The 18,216-nt window shown below is 57.5% G+C and carries 16 protein-coding genes and 2 pseudogenes; 9 read left to right on the forward strand and 9 right to left on the reverse strand.

The annotated features are described in order from the left end of the window. Window positions 1–287: 287 nt before the first annotated feature. The 3 genes from GFM02_RS29470 to GFM02_RS29480 form a co-directional block, all read right to left on the reverse strand. The gene (locus tag GFM02_RS29470) at window positions 288–1,067 is read right to left on the reverse strand and encodes a sulfite exporter TauE/SafE family protein (RefSeq protein WP_168323608.1); all 780 of its coding nucleotides are present in this window, start codon (window positions 1,065–1,067) and stop codon (window positions 288–290) included. Between the two features lie 86 nt (window positions 1,068–1,153). Next, entirely contained in the window at window positions 1,154–2,032 is an 879-nt protein-coding gene (locus tag GFM02_RS29475) for an MBL fold metallo-hydrolase (protein ID WP_168323609.1), read from the reverse strand. Beyond that, the gene (locus GFM02_RS29480) at window positions 2,025–3,524 is read right to left on the reverse strand and encodes an aminotransferase class V-fold PLP-dependent enzyme (RefSeq protein ID WP_168323610.1); all 1,500 of its coding nucleotides are present in this window, start codon (window positions 3,522–3,524) and stop codon (window positions 2,025–2,027) included. The genes GFM02_RS29475 and GFM02_RS29480 overlap by 8 nt, the downstream gene beginning before the upstream one ends. 96 nt (window positions 3,525–3,620) lie before the next feature. Between GFM02_RS29480 and GFM02_RS29485 the strand changes: the two genes are divergently transcribed. From GFM02_RS29485 to GFM02_RS29500, 3 genes are all read left to right on the forward strand, one after another. Further along, window positions 3,621–4,103: an Lrp/AsnC family transcriptional regulator gene (locus tag GFM02_RS29485; RefSeq protein ID WP_168323611.1), complete on the forward strand. Its 483-nt coding sequence runs from the start codon at window positions 3,621–3,623 to the stop codon at window positions 4,101–4,103. Window positions 4,104–5,030: 927 nt separating this feature from the next. Next, window positions 5,031–5,699, forward strand: a complete 669-nt coding sequence (locus GFM02_RS29495) for a N5-glutamine methyltransferase family protein (protein ID WP_246792439.1) — start codon at window positions 5,031–5,033, stop codon at window positions 5,697–5,699. Between the two features lie 53 nt (window positions 5,700–5,752). Further along, the gene (locus tag GFM02_RS29500; protein WP_246792449.1) at window positions 5,753–6,796 is read left to right on the forward strand and encodes a hypothetical protein; all 1,044 of its coding nucleotides are present in this window, start codon (window positions 5,753–5,755) and stop codon (window positions 6,794–6,796) included. A gap of 10 nt (window positions 6,797–6,806) precedes the next feature. Here the strand turns inward: GFM02_RS29500 and nadE are convergent, their stop codons facing one another. Genes nadE through asnB form a run of 4 tightly spaced genes read right to left on the reverse strand, consistent with a single transcriptional unit; the run spans window position 6,807 to window position 11,575 of the window. Then, window positions 6,807–7,772: an NAD(+) synthase gene (gene nadE / locus GFM02_RS29505; RefSeq protein ID WP_168323614.1), complete on the reverse strand. Its 966-nt coding sequence runs from the start codon at window positions 7,770–7,772 to the stop codon at window positions 6,807–6,809. Between the two features lie 29 nt (window positions 7,773–7,801). Next, entirely contained in the window at window positions 7,802–9,352 is a 1,551-nt protein-coding gene (locus tag GFM02_RS29510) for a class I adenylate-forming enzyme family protein (protein WP_168323615.1), read from the reverse strand. Window positions 9,353–9,364: 12 nt separating this feature from the next. Next, window positions 9,365–9,628: an acyl carrier protein gene (locus GFM02_RS29515; RefSeq protein ID WP_168323616.1), complete on the reverse strand. Its 264-nt coding sequence runs from the start codon at window positions 9,626–9,628 to the stop codon at window positions 9,365–9,367. Between the two features lie 24 nt (window positions 9,629–9,652). After that, window positions 9,653–11,575, reverse strand: coding sequence for an asparagine synthase (glutamine-hydrolyzing) (gene asnB, locus GFM02_RS29520; RefSeq protein WP_168323617.1), 1,923 nt, complete (start codon window positions 11,573–11,575; stop codon window positions 9,653–9,655). Window positions 11,576–12,221: 646 nt separating this feature from the next. Here asnB and GFM02_RS29525 point away from each other — a divergent pair. Continuing rightward, window positions 12,222–12,386, forward strand: a pseudogene (locus GFM02_RS29525) (transcriptional regulator); the annotation flags it as partial. A 130-nt stretch (window positions 12,387–12,516) separates the two neighbouring features. Here the strand turns inward: GFM02_RS29525 and GFM02_RS29530 are convergent. Together GFM02_RS29530 and GFM02_RS29535 are read right to left on the reverse strand one after the other, a co-directional pair. Then, window positions 12,517–12,843, reverse strand: coding sequence for an XRE family transcriptional regulator (locus GFM02_RS29530; RefSeq protein WP_080830938.1), 327 nt, complete (start codon window positions 12,841–12,843; stop codon window positions 12,517–12,519). Then, complete coding sequence (locus tag GFM02_RS29535; RefSeq protein WP_348644000.1) at window positions 12,840–13,313, reverse strand: type II toxin-antitoxin system RelE/ParE family toxin; 474 nt, start codon at window positions 13,311–13,313, stop codon at window positions 12,840–12,842. The genes GFM02_RS29530 and GFM02_RS29535 overlap by 4 nt, the downstream gene beginning before the upstream one ends. 427 nt (window positions 13,314–13,740) lie before the next feature. Between GFM02_RS29535 and GFM02_RS29540 the strand changes: the two genes are divergently transcribed. The 5 genes and pseudogenes from GFM02_RS29540 (at window position 13,741) to GFM02_RS29555 (ending at window position 18,012) form a co-directional block, all read left to right on the forward strand. After that, the gene (locus tag GFM02_RS29540; protein WP_025419229.1) at window positions 13,741–13,917 is read left to right on the forward strand and encodes a hypothetical protein; all 177 of its coding nucleotides are present in this window, start codon (window positions 13,741–13,743) and stop codon (window positions 13,915–13,917) included. 1,074 nt (window positions 13,918–14,991) lie between these two features. After that, window positions 14,992–15,975 (forward strand): DapH/DapD/GlmU-related protein, encoded by a 984-nt coding sequence (locus tag GFM02_RS29545; protein ID WP_149634170.1) that lies wholly within the window; start codon window positions 14,992–14,994, stop codon window positions 15,973–15,975. A gap of 140 nt (window positions 15,976–16,115) precedes the next feature. Further along, window positions 16,116–17,308: pseudogene (locus GFM02_RS29550) on the forward strand (IS110 family transposase). Then, window positions 17,286–17,567, forward strand: a complete 282-nt coding sequence (locus GFM02_RS34850) for a hypothetical protein (protein ID WP_205930519.1) — start codon at window positions 17,286–17,288, stop codon at window positions 17,565–17,567. Before GFM02_RS29550 ends, GFM02_RS34850 begins: the two are co-directional and overlap by 23 nt. Next, entirely contained in the window at window positions 17,476–18,012 is a 537-nt protein-coding gene (locus tag GFM02_RS29555) for an HAD-IA family hydrolase (protein ID WP_205930520.1), read from the forward strand. Before GFM02_RS34850 ends, GFM02_RS29555 begins: the two co-directional genes overlap by 92 nt. The last annotated feature ends 204 nt before the right edge of the window (window positions 18,013–18,216 follow it).

Raw genomic sequence — 18,216 nt, forward strand, 5'->3', positions numbered from 1 at the left:
AAATTACAGCAATATTGCTCGTCGGCCCTTTACGATTAGAATCTTGGCCATTCCGGAGATCGCAAACCTTGGCTGGGACGGCGCCGTGTTCGTCGGCGAGGTCGTGCGTGTCAAGGTCAGTCCGCCATTCCATTAATCCAGCAGCAGATGAAGGATCTGGAGGCTGCCTACTTTGAAAGGTGAGCTTCCTCCTCCTCGACGAGAAGTCGCTCCATCTCGAGCCGCTGCTCGGCAATTTGAAGAGGAACGTGGAAGCACAAGCAAGTCGACCGGGCACTAACGGCGGGCTAGCCGAGGAGGGTGCTCCACGCCATGGCGATGCCGAATATGAGAATAACGCCCGCAAAAAGACGGTTGAGCACAGATTGATAGGGCCTCAGTCGTTGCACAAGGTTGCAGCCGAGGACGGCGCCGAACGCGCCTCCGGCGATGAAGACAGCGGCCAGCGGCCAGTCGACGAGACCTGAGATGGAATAGGTGACAGCCGTCGTCGAACCGAATGCCACTATCGCGACCAAAGAGGTCGACACCGCATTGATCGTCGGCATTCCAGTCGAAAACACCAGGCCGGGGACGATCAGGAAACCACCGCCAATTCCGAAAAAGCCCGAGACGATGCCACTCCCACCACCGATCGCAAGAACCTTCGTGGTGTTCCGACTTTCGAAGACGCAGGTATTTTCGCTGGCGACGCTTATTCGACGCAGCATCAAAATGGCGATGGCGATCATCAGCCCTGAGAAATACAACAGTAGATGGTTGCCATCGAGCACCTTTCCGATTGATGCGCCGAGCAGCGCCCCAACCATCCCGGTCGCGCAGTAAAGTCCCGCATAGCCCCATATCACCGTTCCTCGGCGCGCGTGCATGACCAGACTGATCAACGCGTTCGCGGCAACGGCAACGGCGCTTGTGGCAATGGCGGTATGAGCGTCGGTCAGCCCCACGGCATGAACAAGAAGCGGGACTGCAAGAATGGAGCCGCCACCGCCCAAAAGGGCGAGGGTGAAGCCAACCAAAGCGCCGCTGAGGGTCCCCATGCCATATTGAAAAAGATCTAGCGCCATTTTTCTGGGTCCTGCTTGAGCATGGAATGTTCAGTCCTTCAACTCAGCGGACGAGGTGCCGTATCGCCAAGCGGCAATCGGATTGTTCAGGACCAGACGGAACCTTGAAAGGCGCCCATCGGGACCTTGAGATAGCGAAGGCCGTTCCCTTCGGGTTCCGGTAGCCGGCCGCCGTTGATGTTGACCTGCAGCGCGTGAAGTATGAGCTTCGGCATCGGCAGCGTCCGGTCACGTGCCTCCCGCAGAGCGACGAACTCGTCGGCGCAAGCACAAGGCGCGACGTGTATGTTTTCCGCTCTCTGACGTTCCACCGTACTTTCCCAGAGCGGCCGCCGGCCGCCGGGCTGATAGTCGTGCCCCACGAAGACGCGCGTATTGCTAGGTAATGTCAGGATGTTCTGAATGCTCGACCAGAGAGACCTGGCGCTCCCGCCGGGAAAATCCGCGCGGGCAGTGCCGCTGTCCGGCATGAAGACAGTGTCATGCGCGAATACGGCGTCGCCCGCCCTGTACGTGATTGAGGCAAGGGTGTGGCCCGGCGAATACATGACGCCGACCTCGATGTTCCCAATGGAAAAGGTGTCTCCATCGAAGAAGAGCCGATCCCACTGTTTGCCGTCGACGGGAAGATCTGGCCAGTTGTAGATCTTCGACCAGATTCTCTGAACATCCGTGACGCGGCTCCCGATGGCCGTTGGCGCGCCGGTCCGCTCCCTCAGATAGGCGGCGGCCGAAAGATGATCGGCATGAGGATGAGTGTCGAGGATCCAGTGCAGGCGCAGGTCCTGACGCTGGATGTGATCTAACAGCATCTCGGCGTTGTGCGTCGTGATCGATCCTGACTTCTCATCAAAATCGAGCACCGGATCAATGATCGCGCAGGCCTTAGTCTGTGGATCGCTGACCACGTATTGGATCGAGAAAGTACGCGGGTCGAAGAAGGCGGCGACGTCGGGCCTACGCACAGATCGCCTCCTGTCGCACGGACGCGACTGGTGAGAAGATCGCACGCGCCGGATCGAAGGTGTAGAGCGGGACATACGCCGGCGCCTCCCGCGCGAGCTGCGCGACCGCATCCAGAATGAAGGAAACTTTTTCGTCCGACGCCAGGATGCTCAGATTGAGGCGCGTGAATCCAGGCTTCTCGATCTCGTTGCCGGCCAAGATCGCCTGGCGCATGCGCTGCGACGTCTGGTTGTCGATCGAGAGCAGCCGATGCACGTAGGGACCAGCGCAGGCGCAGCCGCCACGGGCCTGAATGCCAAACCGATCGCTGAGCATGCGGGTGATCAATTGCTGGTGGATGTAGCCGCCTTTGCCATCGCGCACCCGAAACGAAAAGATTGGCAGGCGTGCGATCGAGGTTGAGCCTAGCAGTTCGATCTCCGGAACGTCCTGCCACGCGGCGAAGGCGCGCCGCGTGTACTCGTCGTTCAGGCGCTTGATTTCATCAAGCCCGATCGCATTCTTGACGAGAAAGGCGAGTGCCGCCCGGATGTCGCCGATGACGTTGGGCGTTCCCGCTTCCTCCCGAGACTCCAGGCTGTCGCTGTAATCATGACCCGTGGGTGAAACGAATTTGACCGTGCCGCCACCGGGCCAGCATGGCTTGCTCGTCACCACAGCGTCGTGCCGCACGACCAATACACCGGAAGCCCCTGGACCGCCCAGAAACTTGTGAGGAGACACTACGATGGCATCTATTTCGGAACCATCCTCGGGCGTCATAGCGATCGGCACGTATGGTCCGGCCCCCGCGTAATCCCAGACGACTTTGGCACCTGTCACCTTTGCAACCTTCGTAAGCGACGCGACGTCTGTCAGGATGCCAGTAACGTTCGATGCGGCGGAGAACGAGCAAATTGTCAAATCTGCGGGGGCGTTCCCAAGCGCCTTCTGCAACATGACGGGATCAGGACCACCATCGTTGCCCTCGGCAATTTCGATGACCTCCGCTCCGCTCTCGCGCCAGGGCAGGATATTCGAGTGGTGTTCATATGGGCCAAGGACGACGCGGGCGCTTTTGCCGGCAGCGATCGCATCAGTGACGCCCAGCAGGTTCACCAAGCGGTTGAGACCTGCTGTTGCGCCCGATCCGGCAAAGATGACGGCGTGCTGTCGATCGGCTCCGCAGAGCTCTCCAATGACTGACCGTGCTTCCTGTCGAAGGCGGGTCATCATGCCTCCGCAGTAGGACGCCTCAGTATGGCTGTTTGCGTAGTAGGGAAGAACTTCTTCCAGGATGAATTCTTCGATCTGTCTGAGCGCGCGTCCCGAAGCGACGTAGTCGGCATAGACGAGCTCCTTAGGGCCGAACGGGCCGTCGACCTTCGCCTTTGAGCCTATCAGCCCCGTCCTAAATCTGCCGATGGGGTCGTCTTGATTGAGGTCGCTCTTGAACTTGCCGAGAACGGTGAAGAGTTCTTTGGATGGATTGCGCGAAGCCCGTTCCTGCATTGTCATTCTCCACGAAGGATTTGACAATGATTCTAGTCTGCATCACGGTCGCAAACTTCACCAATTTTTCGTAAAAACTAAGGCTGCTGGGGTCATATGATCGACAACAATCTAAAAATTGACGAAATTGATCTGAGGATTCTGACATGTATGCAGCGGGATTCTTCGCTTTCTCAACGTGACTTGGCCGAGCAGGTCGGGCTGTCCCAGAACGGTTGCTGGCGCCGGCTTCAGCGCCTTTACACGACGGGTATCATCAAAGGATCACGCGCATCCATTGATTTCGAGGTGCTCGGTTTCGATCTCACGGTAATAGTCATGATCCGAACTCGTCATCATTCAAAGGAATGGGCGGAAGATTTTCGAAAGCACGTCGACCGGATGCCGGAAGTCGTCGATTTTTACCGAATAGGCGGCGACTGGGACTACTTGATCAAGGTCATCACCAAAGGAATGTCGGGCTATGACGCATTCTACCAAAAGCTGATAACGAACTTCGATCTTGCGACCGTGACCGGCTATTTTTCGATGGAAGCGATCATAAGCAATCGCGCAGTGGACCTGATGCGCATGCGGTGACGCGTGCGCGGCGTCCGCTTCGCACCCTCCGAGCGGCGTAGTATCCGGACCGTACAATACTGGGTTAGGTATGGGATGCCATCGGCCACAGTGCCTGTCGCTCATTGACTAATACGACGTCAATTCGAAGGGCAGTCGTTAAGGTGCTTCAAGCTTCAGACAGCGCTGTGCGAATTGCGATGCGAAGAATATTATTCAGGTCCGGGCGCGACGGTTCAACTCAAAACCGCGACCGTGACGCGATGTGGGCCTTCTGCCTCCCGAAGACTTAATCGTTTACTGGCTCGCCGAGCGTATGCATCAGGCGGTTCGCCTAGCCGAAGATCGCCGAGGAGAGGACGAGATCGAGAGCCTCCAACTCGTCGAGCCCGACTCTTCTTCAAGGAACCTTCCGCATTCGCCGGTCCACGCACGAAGGCGTAGCACAGCGCGTGCGAACCGTCGTTGTAGAGGCGCGCGCGTGATGGATCTCCACCCGGATGAACGAGCGCGAAGCAGTGCACGTCGACGAAGGCCGGGCCGGACCCCTCCGGCGGATCCCAGACAAGGCCGGAATGAACCAGCTCCATCGCCTTCTCTATCTGAAACGACTGCCCCTTCGAGAGGTTGAAAGTGGCCATGCCTGCCTGCTCCGTTTTCCTTAGATCGGTCTGTCGGTGACGAGGGCGCGGGCCTGTTCCAGCTTCGCGCGCGCCTCGGCGTATCGTTGTCAGTAAGACTAAGGCCGCAAAGCACGAGGCAAAGCGGCCGACGGGGTACGCCTTCGACAGGAGGGCGGACCCAGGACAATCGCGCGCCGCACGATGCCCCCAGCCAAACGCTATCTTAGTACGAACTTAAGACAATTGTTGTTTGCTCCTCGTTCGAATGATCTAACTCGATGGAATTTCAATGGCGACGGAGGAGCCTCGAGCCTCGCAGAAATTTATGGATGTCGATATCATCGCACCCGAAGGCGTCCTCAAGCCGCGGGCCGAAACCGAGATCCTCGGAAAGCGTGCCGTCGAATACCTGTTGCAGATCGGCTTGGACCGGCCCATCCGGGTGATCGATATGTGCTGCGGCAGCGGCAACCTTGCGGTGGCGATTGCGCTCCATGTCCCGGATTGCAGGGTTTGGGCCGCTGACCTGACGGAGGCCGCGGTCAGGGCCGCACAGCGCAATGTCGAACGCCATAAATTATCGGATCGCATCGAAATACGACAAGGGGATCTGTTTGCCGCGTTTGCCGCTGATAACCTCAAGGATACCGTCGACCTCGTCGTTTGCAACCCTCCCTATATCTCCGCTGCCCGCCTTGATGGCCCGAGTGCGGACCTTCTCTTGAAAGAGCCGCGAGAAGCCTTTGACGGTGGCCCCTTCGGGCTATCGATACACCAGCGCCTCATTCGCGACGCCGTCATGTTCCTCAAAGCAGACGGACTTTTGATGTGCGAGTTCGGAGAAGGCCAACATCGCCAGGTCGCAGCCCTGATCGAGCGCAGCAAGGCCTATCATCATTACGAACAGGTCGTCGATACGATTGGCATTCCACGGGTCGCGGTCGTACAGCGGCTGGATCCTACCGATGCCAAAGAGAAAGGGCCGGCCCGATGAGTCACATCCGGTCACTCCAACCTGCCGACATCGACCAGGTGGCCACACTTTACTTGGACACGTTTTTCAGGCTCGGCAAAAAGACCTCCTTGGACCTGATGGCCTGCCTTGCGGAGTTCTATCTCAGCGGACCGACTGCCGATCCGGAGATTCCGTCTCTGGTCCATATCAACGACAAGGGAGCGATTTCGGGGTTCGTCGGTGTCAATGTCGTGCCGATGACATTTTCGGACAAAAGGCTGCGCGCTGCCTTCTGCGGTGCCTTGATGGTGCGCGGCCGCGAACAGGATCCGATGGCCGGAGCAAGATTGCTCAAGGCTTTTCTTTCGGGCCGCCAGGATCTCTCTTTGAGCGAGACGGCCAACACGACCTCGCTCGAAATGTCGAGGGCCCTTAGGGGAGTGGCGTTTGCTTCCTATAGTCTCGAATGGATGCGGATCTTGAGACCGGCCGCCTTTGCCTGCGACATGGCGCTCAGAAAGTCACCGTTGCGGAAATGGGCGGTGCCCGTTGCCCGGGGGCTCGACCGGCTCCATGAGTGGAGCGGGTTTGCCGGCGGTCGCATCGGAAAGGGCGTCGCTCAAACGACGAAGGCCGTGAAATACGTCGATGCCGGAACCTTCGCGGATTCAATCGAGATCCTGACATCGCATTATCAGATGCGGCCTCACTGGCCAGATCGGCTGCTGCGGCACGTCGTTGGCGAGGCTTTTGAAAAGCCCCTCTACGGGGTGCCGATCGCGGCTCTGGTCATGGCTCCCAACGGCTCCCCCATCGGCGCCTACCTCTATCATCTGCGCGAGGGCGGGGTCGGCCGTGTCCTTCAGATTCTGGCGCTGCCGGGCCGGGAAGGGAAGGTCATCGACTGCCTGCTGGCTGATGCCGACGAGCGTGGAGCTGCGGGCCTGCGCGGGCGGACGCACCCCATCCTCATGGAGGCCATGCTTGGCAGGAGGATGTTGTTCGCAAACGCGTCGAACACCATCCTGTTCTCCCACGATGAGGCGATCATCGATTGCTTTCGCCGCGGCAAGGCCTTCGTCAACGGCCTTGCGGGAGAGAGCTGGGGCCGTCACATCGGCGGTGACTACAAATAACTGCCGAGACTTACAGCACCTCGGAAACATCGCCGGCCAATTGGGCCCTAGTATGCAGATAGGCCGTCGATTTGCGCTTCGAGACTATGTCCCGCCAGACGCGCTCGACCTGCTCCGCCGCCAAGCCGACTAAGACGCCCGTGTCGGCAGCGGAAAGCCCGTTGTTCAAGCCATAAAGACAGACGTCCATCTGGGCGTATGGCAGGGAGAAGTAAAACTCTTCCTGGGTCTGAGCTAGGCTGTAGGTGTCGGTGGTCGGTGGGCGGTTCAGGATTTCATCGGGGATGCCGAGCGCGGCTGCAAGCGCATAGACCTGGGTCTTGTAAAGATGAGCAATTGGCTTGAGATCGGCCGCACCGTCGCCGTTCTTGACGAAAAAACCCTGGTCGAACTCTAAGCGATTTGGTGTGCCGAGCACTGCAAAGTTCAGCCGGTCGGCATGAAAATATTCGATCTGCTTGCGCGTCCGCTGCTTCATGCTAGTCGCAGCGACGATGCCCAGATAGACCGAAAGTGGCAGACGATGGGTACTGCGGTTCCCATCCGGATCTTCGGCGACAAGCGACGAAAGACGGAATCCGTCGTCCGAGACGAGGTCGGCGATCACCACCTTTGATCTCCATCCAATGTCATAATCCGGCACGACCTGCCGAATGAATCCGTCTCGCCGTTCGTAGCACCCAAGGGCGCCCAAGGCAGGGGCGATGTCCTCTTCGATGCATTCAACGCCGAAAAGATCGGCGACGAGCCTGCCGAGGCGGCCGCTGTCAGTTTCCGAATCCTGCTCCGGCATCAGCAGGGCACGCACATTCTTTGCGCCCACCGCCTTGACTGCAAGCGCGGCGCAGACGCTCGAATCAATGCCACCGGACAGTCCAAGGACAAGTCCGCGCTTCTTCATCGCCCGCAGCTGCGCGCGCATGGTTACCGCGATGCGATCGGCCTCAACGGCACTATCGATGTGGAGGATCGACATGGGGGACTTAGGCTCTGTAGCTGGGACGCTCAACGGGCTTTCTCCAGCAGCTCGCCTGCGCGTTTGCGGCTGACCTTGCCCGTGTCCGTCTTTGGGAGGCTTTCGGCAAAGCTCAGGTATTTCGGCACCATAAACTCCTCCAGATTCAATTGGCAGTGACGAATGAGTTCCTTTGCCGTGATGGCCCCTTCGCGTGAAACCACCATTGCCGAAACGGCCTGTCCGAGAATGGGGTCGGGTATTCCCGTGACCACGGCTTCGATGACTGCGGGATGGGCATGCAGGACTGCTTCGACTTCCTTGGGAGCGACCTTCTCTCCCCGCGTCTTGATGATGTCGTCACGCCGGCCGACGAAATACAGAAAGCCCTCTTCGTCTCTCCGGAAGAGGTCTCCGGTGTGCAGCGCCGGCAAGGCAGGGTTCGGTCCCGGGTGCAGGGCACGTGCTGTCGCCGCCTCATCGTGCCAGTAGCCCTGCATGACATGCGGTCCCTGGATGACCAGTTCTCCCGTTACGTTCGGCGCGACGATCTCCCCGTTCCCGTCGACAACAAAGGCCTGCGTGCCGGGAATGGCAATTCCGACCGAATCCGGTCGCCGCTCCAGCTCCGACGGCGGCAGATATGTGCAGCGCTTGCATTCGGTCAATCCATACATCGAAAACAGGGCGACGCCGGGAAACAACAGGCGCAGCCTGATGATATGATCAACGGGCAAAGCTGCGGCCGTATTGGTGATATATCGAAGCGTCGGCAGGAAATCTGGAACGAGGTCGCGCATCTGCAACAAAACAGCCGCCATGGTCGGCACCAACGGCAATCCGGTGACCTTTTCCCGGCGCATAATGTCGAACATGGCAGCTGGAAATGCGAAGGACTTTTCAAGCACGATCGTCGCTCCAAGGCGCACGGACATCAGCAGTTGATAAAGCCCATAGTCGAAAGCCAGCGGCAGAACATTGAAGATCACATCGTCTGGCGTGTTTCTAAGATAGGAGATGATGGATCCCGATGCCGCCTCCACATTGCGATGGGTCATCATCACGCCTTTGGGCCGCCCGGTGGACCCGGACGTGTAGACGAGCATGGCCAGATCGTCGGCGGTCCCATCATGTCTCACACGATCGAGGGTGGCCGACCGGCACACGTCGAACGAACGGGTTTGGTCGGTGATTGCCTCCGCAGCAAGACCGGTCGAAAGCACGAACGGCACGCGGTTTGAGGTCGTCTCTGTCAGAGCATTCTGGACAATCGGAAGCAGCCGGCCGATCGTGAGAATGGCTGAAGGTCGGCAGTCCTCGACGATGTAGCTTAGCTTGGAGGCTTTGGTGGACGGATTGATCAGGGTGAAGACGGCGCCAGCCTTGAGCGTACCAAAAATGGAAAGCGCCGCTTCCGGACAATTGTCCATGAAGATGAGCACGCGATCGCCTCTGTGCACAGCGCGTTCGTGAAGCACGTTGGCAAGCTGCTGTGATAAAGTCTCCAGTTCGCCATAGGTCATCCGCATGGTGTCGGCGACGATCGCCACCTTCGAGGCGAACCGTGTAGCGCTTTCCTCAAGGAAGCGTTCAAAGCGCATTGCCGCCTCCGCTCAGGCCGATATGCGCAACGTCTTCGACATCACAAAGCCTGCGATCTTTGCGACTGAATCGAGGTTGGCAGGCACGATTTCATCATCAACCATCGTGAAGCCAAAGGTCTCTTCGACAAAGACCACCAGTTCCAGCACGCCCGTGGAATCTAGTATCTCGTTTTCTATCAGTGATCCGGTGTCATCCGGCATCGAACTGCCGTCGCCGAAGAGGAAGTTTTCGATGATAAAGGTTCTGATCGTCGGACGCGGATTGTCAAACATGTTTGTGGCCTCTCTTGGTATTCATCAGGCGACCGCACGGCTGCGCGATCCTGCGGAAAAGGTTTCCTGCCAAAGCTGCGTTGAAAGTATTCCGACAAATGCGGCATTGTCCCTGAAGCCGGACGCCGCACTCGTCGCGCATTTCCTGTGAAGTTTTTCCACCATCACGGGATCGAAGATTCCAGACCGCTTGACGCTTTCCGTTCCCAAAGCGGCATCAACGAATTCATGCTTCTTCTTACTCAAAAAGGCTTCGCTGTCCGGTGCCCGAAAGGGTTGTTTGCTGCGCTCGGCGATCTCTTTGGGCAGCAGTTCGCACGCCACGCCGCGCAGGATGTGCTTTTCGTCCAGCCCCTTAAGCTTTTGTTCAGGTCGAAGACGACCCGCAAATTCTACCAGACGGTAATCGAGGAAGGGGAAACGTCCCTCGATCCCATGCGCCATGGCCATTCTGTCTCCTTGGCTCGACAGAATATATCCGGGAAGGAGAAAACGTGTTTCAAGGTACTGTGCCTGGTTTAACGGATGCCAACGGCGGAATTCGGTCGGCAGCAGAGACGCCATTTCCTCCGCCGCGTCATAGCCGGCAAGAGCGTTGTGGATGTCTTTGGAGAGGAACATTTTCGTCGCAGATGTCGACCTGAACCGTGGCCGGTGCGAGAACAGAGGATCGCCGATGTCTGCGGGACCCGCCGAGAAAAAGGCGGAGAGGTATTCCGGCGTCTGTCGTTTGAGGTTCTGCAGATAAGGATAGAGTTTCCGAAACAGCAGCGGCCGAGACCTGGAGGCAGGCTGCCTGGCACAGAAATGGCGTACCTTGGCCTCCTTGAATAGGTCGTAACCTGCGAAAATCTCGTCGGCACCCTCGCCGGTGAGGACGGCTTTGATGCCGTTGCTCTTCACCGTCCGGGCGAGAGCGTAAAGCGGGGCCGGTGCCGAGCGGATAACGGGTCGTTCCATATGACGCACGACGTCTGGAAAATTCGCAGCGATATCTCCGCCTGCTACTAGGGTTTGAACGTGGCGGGTCTGCAGGTGATCGGCCATAACACACTGGAAATGACTTTCGTCGTGTTCTAGGCTTTCGAAGGCGACCGAAAATGTACGCAGCGGCTCGGTGCGGAGCTTGGAGGCTATCGCCGCGACGACGGAGGAATCGAGGCCACCGGAGAGGTAGCAGCCCACTTGGACGTCGGCCCTGAGCCGCAGCCGAACGGCATCGGTCAGAAGATCGCCGAGTTCCTCGCTAGTGGCAGCGCCCGGATAATCGCCGTGATCGGGGAAATCCAGCTTCCAGTAGGGCGTTGTCGTGACGCCGTTTCGGTCGACCATCGCGTAGGTCGCAGGCTCCAGTTCAAAAATGTTCTGAAAAGCAGTCCGTGAGGCAATCGGGGCCCATACCGTCAGAATCTGGTCGAGGGCCTTAATGTCCAGTGTCGCCTGCAGGCCGGGCACCGTCAGCAGCGCTTTGACTTCCGAGGCAAAATACACCGTCCCGCGGTGGCGGGTGTAAAACAGCGGCCGCACGCCCATCCTGTCGCGCGCGAGAAACATGCGTTCTCGAACGCAGTCCCAGATCGCCAGCGCGAAATCGCCGTTTAGCAGAGAAAGGCAACCCTCGCCGAGACGCTCGAACAGATGCAGGATGACTTCCGTATCCGTAGACGTTCGAAAGCGATGTCCCTGTGCTTCAAGATCGCGCCTGAGCTCGACGTGGTTGAATATCTCGCCATTGAAGGAGATCACGAACCGGCCGTTTTGACTGGACATCGGCTGCTGGCCGTTTCCGAGGTCGACGATCGCAAGCCTTCGATGTGCGAGACCCGCCTGTGCAAAGACGCAGATACCCTCGCCGTCCGGTCCGCGATGGGCAATCGCGCCGGCCATATCGGCAAGCAATTTCGCTCCGTCAGCAACATATCCGAGATAGCCGGCAACACCGCACATGAGAACCCTCCAATCATCCAAGACTATCGGCCGGAAGGTAAACGGGGATTTACCGCAGTCGGGAACCTATCATGATCGTGAAAATGAGATTAACGGCGCCTCAAATGAGAGGATGAAAGTAGTACAAACATTGACGTCGTTTTTGGCAGTGAACCCCTTCGGCTTACCTCTGGGGAACGAAAACCCTCTTCGGAGCTTAACGGTGATGATAGTTTGCACAAAACTTTGAACTTCGGCAGCGGCGACCGTCGTTTCTTGCGACGGATGACCTCCAGTTCCATAAATACCTGTTACGCCACTAACACTGATATAGCGGGGACAACGGTTCTAGCACGGCGCTTTCGAGGCCAGCGCCCGGCTTGTTGCTAGGATGTTCATGTTCTTGGCCAAAGAGATCGCATAATGGATCGTCGGGAACCTGTGAAAACGTCTCGGGACGAACTGCTGGTAGCCGTTTCCTCCTTTCAAGAGCGTTGAGCGTATAGACCGCCCTCAGCTCCCATTCGATTGGCCACAAATTCTGCTCCCGGAATGGTGCGGTGGATCTGATATGAGCATGTCTATCGACTGGCAGTCCGCTAACCGTTATTGCGGGTATACCAGCATTTCACCAAACATCCCGCGGATCCTCCAAGGCACTCTTATATTGAAAAAAGTGCAACGCAATTTTGCCGTCGAGTACAAAAGCGGCAGACGAAAGCTTGATGCCAGGTCGAACTCGATCTGGGGCAACATGGATCTAAAGTCCGTCGCTCGTGACCTGGAGGAAGAGGCATTGCCGTTTCTGCCCGATCCACGGGACAAGCCGAAGCCGGTTATAGCCGCGCGCGACATGTTCGTGTCTGACCGTCATATCGATACGCTGAAGGTGAAGAGCAGGAATTTTCACTGAGCGATCTAGGTAAACGTATAGTCGGAGGTTCTATTGGTTCAAAGCGATGTTACTTCTCAGTGGCCAATTCGCTGAAATTCTTGATGTTGACCGAGGCGTCGGGAAACCTCGCCGTAATCTCCAACGTGCCACCTAATGCTTCGATATAGCGTCGCAAATTGCTGACATAAATATCGGCGCGCTGCTCCAGCTTTGCGACAGCCGGCTGCTTCACATGGAGTGCGCGTGCCACATCCTGCTGAGTTTTTTCACGGGCCACGCGCAACTCGTGTAACGCCATGTCTTCGAGAATTGCCTTGGTCGCTTCATCGTTGCGGGCACGGCGTTCTGGCGACATTCTGTTGCGCAAGTCGTTAAAGGAGCGATGTCCAGTCATATCAACCCTTCCTTCCCGATCTCGATCAGGTAATTGTCATATAGTCGATCAGCGACCGGAATCATGATTTCGTAAAAGCGGTCGTCGCCGGTTTTATTTCCACCGACAAGCAAAATAGCAGTGCGACGCGGATCGAAAGCGTAGAATACCCGGTAGGGTTCGCCGCCGCTCTGAATCCGCAGTTCCCGCATATGTTCGTGCCTTGAACCTTCGATGCCGGATGAGTAAGGGAAGGGAAGTTGCGGTCCTTTGGCTTCTAGAAGCCCGACTACCCTTACAATATCGTCCTGAACGGCTTCGATCAGCGTCGTGTACCACTCACCAAACTCATCGGTATATTCAACGCTCCAACTTATCGGTGCTCCAAATGTATTCCATTTGTGGAATATTTCAAGCAATATTCCACAGACGGAATAACTCGCCCCCTCGAGGTTGACAAGTGGAGACGGTGCTGGGCTGTCGGCGCCCACGACGATCGTTCCATCGAACTTGTGATTTGGAACCTGCGTGCAGAACAACGTCGGACCTCGGTTGCGGCTTCCGCAACCGTCCGGAATATTCCGCTTCACGCTGCATGCGAGCCATCTCCAGCAGTTATGCCCATCGACGCCGACCCGACGTCGGATCGAGGGAACAACCGGCTAGGCGATCGTGACGCGAAAGATCCGTATCAGAACGATCATTGTGATCTAAGGCAGGTCTATGGGGCGTCCCAATCCCGCTCTTGATGGATGGCTTCCTGGTCCAGCCCCGGATCTCCGACGATCAACCCGCTGACGGGGTCCGCTAGCAAGCTGCGGCCGCTTCGGCTCACGCCTTCGCGGTGATCGCGACCGGTTCCGGACACTGACGGGAGCCATCGAGCGGGAATGGCCCGCTCCAAAGATGGAGCCTCAGATGAACACCGATCTTTCCCTTGCGCAGAACCACGCCTTCCAGCTTTCCCGCACCCTGATGGTTCCAGTCACGCTGTTCAGGTCCGGCGACGAGTTCGGCGTTCTGCCGAGCGACGAACTCGATGACGAAGACGATCTGGAGATCGTGCATGAATTCCATCCCTGGCCGGCTCATTGAGCCGGCATTTACCTCTCAGAGGTGCCGCTTGCGAGCGGCAGGCGGCAAGGGAAGCTTCGCCGCGCTTTAGCGCCGACGCTGGGCGTTAATCTGCAGATCAGCAGATTGCCACGCGCGCCCTTGCCCCCTTTGTGTCGTTTGGCATTTAACTGTAAGAATGCGCCCATTCCAGCAGCTTATGGCACTTAATCTGAGATTCGCCGGTTCGATTTTCGGCGCTTGACGCTTTCCGATTCGGAGATAACCTTCTGTAATATCTCGCATTTTCCGATGAATCTTGGCCATCGGTGGTCATCTTTCTCTAGGCGGTGAATCTCACATTAAGTGCAAAATCGAACCGGCGAATCTCAAATTAAGTGCCCGATCTCAAATTAAGTGCCGCGCTATCTTGTTGAAATTATTGGATGCGGAGTCTTACCGTTAAATGCAAAACGACAGGAAGGGGACCGTGACTGCTGATTGATGGCCTTTCTAGATCATTTTTCCGCGCCGGGTTGTGGCCCTGAAATCGGCCAGCTGCCTTGAACGTATTCCCCACTCTGGAGAGAGCCTATATGTCCGATGTTTTGCCATTCTTCCGCACCTGGGCGGCACATCCGCTCCGCATTGCCTCTGTCGTTCCCTCGGGAAAGGCATTGGGCCAATTGATAACGTCCGAGATAAGCGCAGGTGGTGGTCCAGTCCTGGAACTTGGACCTGAGAACGGGCGCTTTTACGCAGGCTCTTGTCGAGCGGGGCATTCCGAACTCAAGTTGGTGCTCGTCGAATATACGACGCGGTTTGCCCAGATTCTCCGTCAACGGTACTCATCCGGCAGCATCCATCACACCACTTCGTGAGGACACTTTCTGTAACGTCCGCGCTCGCCGGAACGAAAAGAGGAATTGGTTCGAACAGGAAGGAATGGCTATGGCCATGATGTTATCAGTAGAGAATTCCCCACTGCCAGCTTCAGCGATTTCGTTTGCTTGGGGATCCTTTGTTTCCGCTGGCAAATCCTCAAGACGGCAAACGCATCTTGACTAAGACGCTCGTTTATCTCGCAACTCGCAATCCATAGTTTGAGGCACTTGAATGCTCAAAGATAACGAAAAAAAATTCGGTAAAGGTGTAACAGCGCTAGGTCTGTCGTCAGTCGATAGCAGCGGACGGGTCATTGAGGCTCGCTACCTCAGGACATGGCGTGGTGATGACGATGATCATACAGGTACGGTTCGCATCGACGAAGCCGACCTCTCGCGACGCCTCGGACGATCTTTCTCCGGCGTCGCCCGACACGACGCCGTTCGGGACGTTTACATCGTCCCGATTCAAACCAAAATCCGCGATCTTCACGAGAAGGCGGTAGATCTCTGTGATGTTTACTTGCGCCTTTACCTCCTGAGCGCCCGCCTGGCGACACCTGATCAGGTCAGTCTCGCGGGCGCTCTGGACTTTTTTGTCAACGTTGCCTGGACTTCGGTGGGCCCCTGCCTGCCAGAACGCGTCGAGGAGGTGCAGCACACGGCACGAATTAGCGGGCAGGAAGTCACAGTCGGGAGTGTCTGGCCTTTCCCGCGTATGACGGATTACGTTGTGCCAACGGGCGTCAAGGTTATGAACACTGAGAATGTACGCTTGGGCGCTTATCTCGCGCCAGGAACGACTGTGCTCGGCGCTGGTTTCTGCAACACGGGTTCCTCGACTCGTGGGGCGACAGCGATCGAGGGACGGCTTAGCCTCGGTGTCAGCGTTGGCGAAGGAACGCACATCGGCGGTGGCGCCTCCCTTATGGGGACGACATCCGGCGGCGGCAAGCAAGTGGTGACGATCGGCAGAAACTGCCTGGTCGGAGCAAATGCCGGGGTTGGTATCGCGCTGGGCGACGATTGCGTTGTCGAAGCCGGTTGCTACGTGACCGCCGGTATGCCGGTCAGCCTTCCTGACGGCCAGATCGTCAAAGCAATTGATCTCTCCGGCAAGCCGGGGCTTCTATTCCGTCGCAATGCTGTGCAGGGAAACGTAGAAGCCTTGCCATCGCCTGGATGGAACGGGTTGAACATGAAGCTCCACCAATAGATACGTCGGAATCGAGCGTCGATCTTTTTCACGTTCCTCACGCCGTTTTAACGCGATCAGCTCGGGCAGGATTTCGTCCTATCGTAAGCGCGAATTTCTGTGAACCTTCTGAAACGCAGTGCTCTCAGGCATGAGAAGCTATGCGGGAGAGCGGCGAGTTGGCACCATCGTCGTACGATCAACCCAAGGATAGCCTCCATGTCCAAAGTCGAGATCTCAGCCGATCAGTTACTGTTTTAGATCAAGCGCGTACTGTGCTCATCGTTGTAGAGATGAGTCAGAATAGCCGGCTGGTTGCCGGAATGCTTCCCGGTATTCAGCGGCACCCCCTTAAGAAACTCGACCCTGATCCGAATGCTTTGCTCAACCTGATCGCGCGTTGGCGATCGGAAGCTGAGGCTTCTGGGATAACGATGGACCGGGTCGCGCTGGCCTTCGAGGCTGGGCGAGATGGCTTCTGGCTGGCCCGATGGCTGGAGAAGCGAGGTGTTGAGGCCCATGTCATCCATTCGACCAGCGTCGCAGTGAACCGTGAACATCGACGGGCGAAAACCGACAGGCTAGACACGGCCATGCTGATGCGCGTGTTCCTCGGCTGGCTGCGTGGCGAGCGTGGCCACTGCGGTATGGTGGCGGTACCATCACTTGCGGAAGAGGACGCCAAGCGGCCGAGCCGCGAGCGGGAGAACCTAGTCAGCGAGAAAACGCGGATAGTCAATCGCATGAAAGGGGCGCTGGCTCGGCTCGGCATCCGTGGCTTCAAACCCGAGCTTCGCCGGGCGCCGAAGAAATTGCCGGACCTGCGCACTCCGGAAGGACAGCCACTTCCGCCGAATATCCTGGAGGAGATACGGCGCGACATGGCTCGGCTTTCGATGCTGCGCGATCAAATCACGACGATTGAAAAAGCCAGAATTGCCCAGCTTGAACAAGCGCCTGCTTCGGGGCACAACGCAATGGTTGTCCTATTGGCGCGCGTGATTGGTGTCGGGATTGAGACAGCAGACATGCTGGTCCACGAGGTTCTTAGCCGCAAGCTCAGAGACCGGCGGGCGGTGGCGCGTTACGCCGGCCTGACAGGCTCCCCTGACGAAAGCGGATCGAAACGACGCGAGAAGGGGTTGGCCAAAGCGGGTAATGGCCGGTCCGACGCGGGCTGATACAACTGGCTTGGCGCTTCCTGAGATTCCAAGAAAATAGTGAATTATCGCAATGGTACCAGGCACGGGCGGCACAAGGTGCCCGCAAAACGACGATGATCGTGGCGCTCACAATTGTTGAATTCATTGGCCTAAAGAGGAGCCTGCACTGTGACCGATATTGCCGCCTTTAACGGTGCGACCATCGCTTTCGACCTTGACGGAACTCTCGTCGAATCGGCCCCTGACCTGATCGAGGCGGTGAACGCAACCCTGATCGCGGAGGGCTTCAACCCCCTGGCCTACGACCAGGGCCGGCCCTTCATCAGCCGCGGAGCGCGATGGCTACTGCAGTGGGGACTTGAGATCGCCGGAGAGCAAGAACCAGCCGCCCGCACCGCCGCCCTTTTCGATCGTTTCACTCAGCTACTACAGCGCCCATATCGCAGATAAAAGTCTGCCGTTTCCGGGTGTCATCGACGCCCTGAGAATCCTAAAGGCGGCAGGTACCAAGCTGGTAGTCTGCACGAGTAAGCCTACCGATCTATCGCGCAGTTTACTGACCAAACTAGACATGATGGGACTATTTGACGGCGTGGTAGGCATTGACGCCGTCACGGCAGCCAAGCCCAACGCCGCGCATCTGTTCGAAGCCGTAGAGGCTGTGGGCGGCGATCTGGCTCGCACTATCATGATTGGCGATACTGATACCGACGCTGGAGCCGCGAGAGCTGCTGGAACGGCGTTGATCCTGGTTAACTTCGGTTATATCGAAATCCCGGCCGCAGAACTTGCGCCCGATATTCTGCTGCATCATTTCGACGACTTAGTGGACGCCTGTGCCGGCCTGCTCAATGGCTTGCGTCCTGTCCATCTGCTTCGCGAAACTACCTCCTAAGGGCGGGCTCCGCACTCCATCCTCAGACTACCGTATATCTGTGCCCCTTTAATGTTCAGGGGCCATAATCGTGCTATCGTAAGCGGTGCCTTGACCCCACCTTCCGGATCAGCGTGTGATTGTTGATGTTGTTGCCGAACGAGGCTTCGACATATGACGATTACAGGATTTACGCATGGCACCAGTGAAGATGTGCCGTTGCAA

The sequence above is a fragment of the Rhizobium leguminosarum bv. viciae genome (assembly GCF_012276115.1).
Taxonomy (GTDB): domain Bacteria; phylum Pseudomonadota; class Alphaproteobacteria; order Rhizobiales; family Rhizobiaceae; genus Rhizobium; species Rhizobium leguminosarum_T.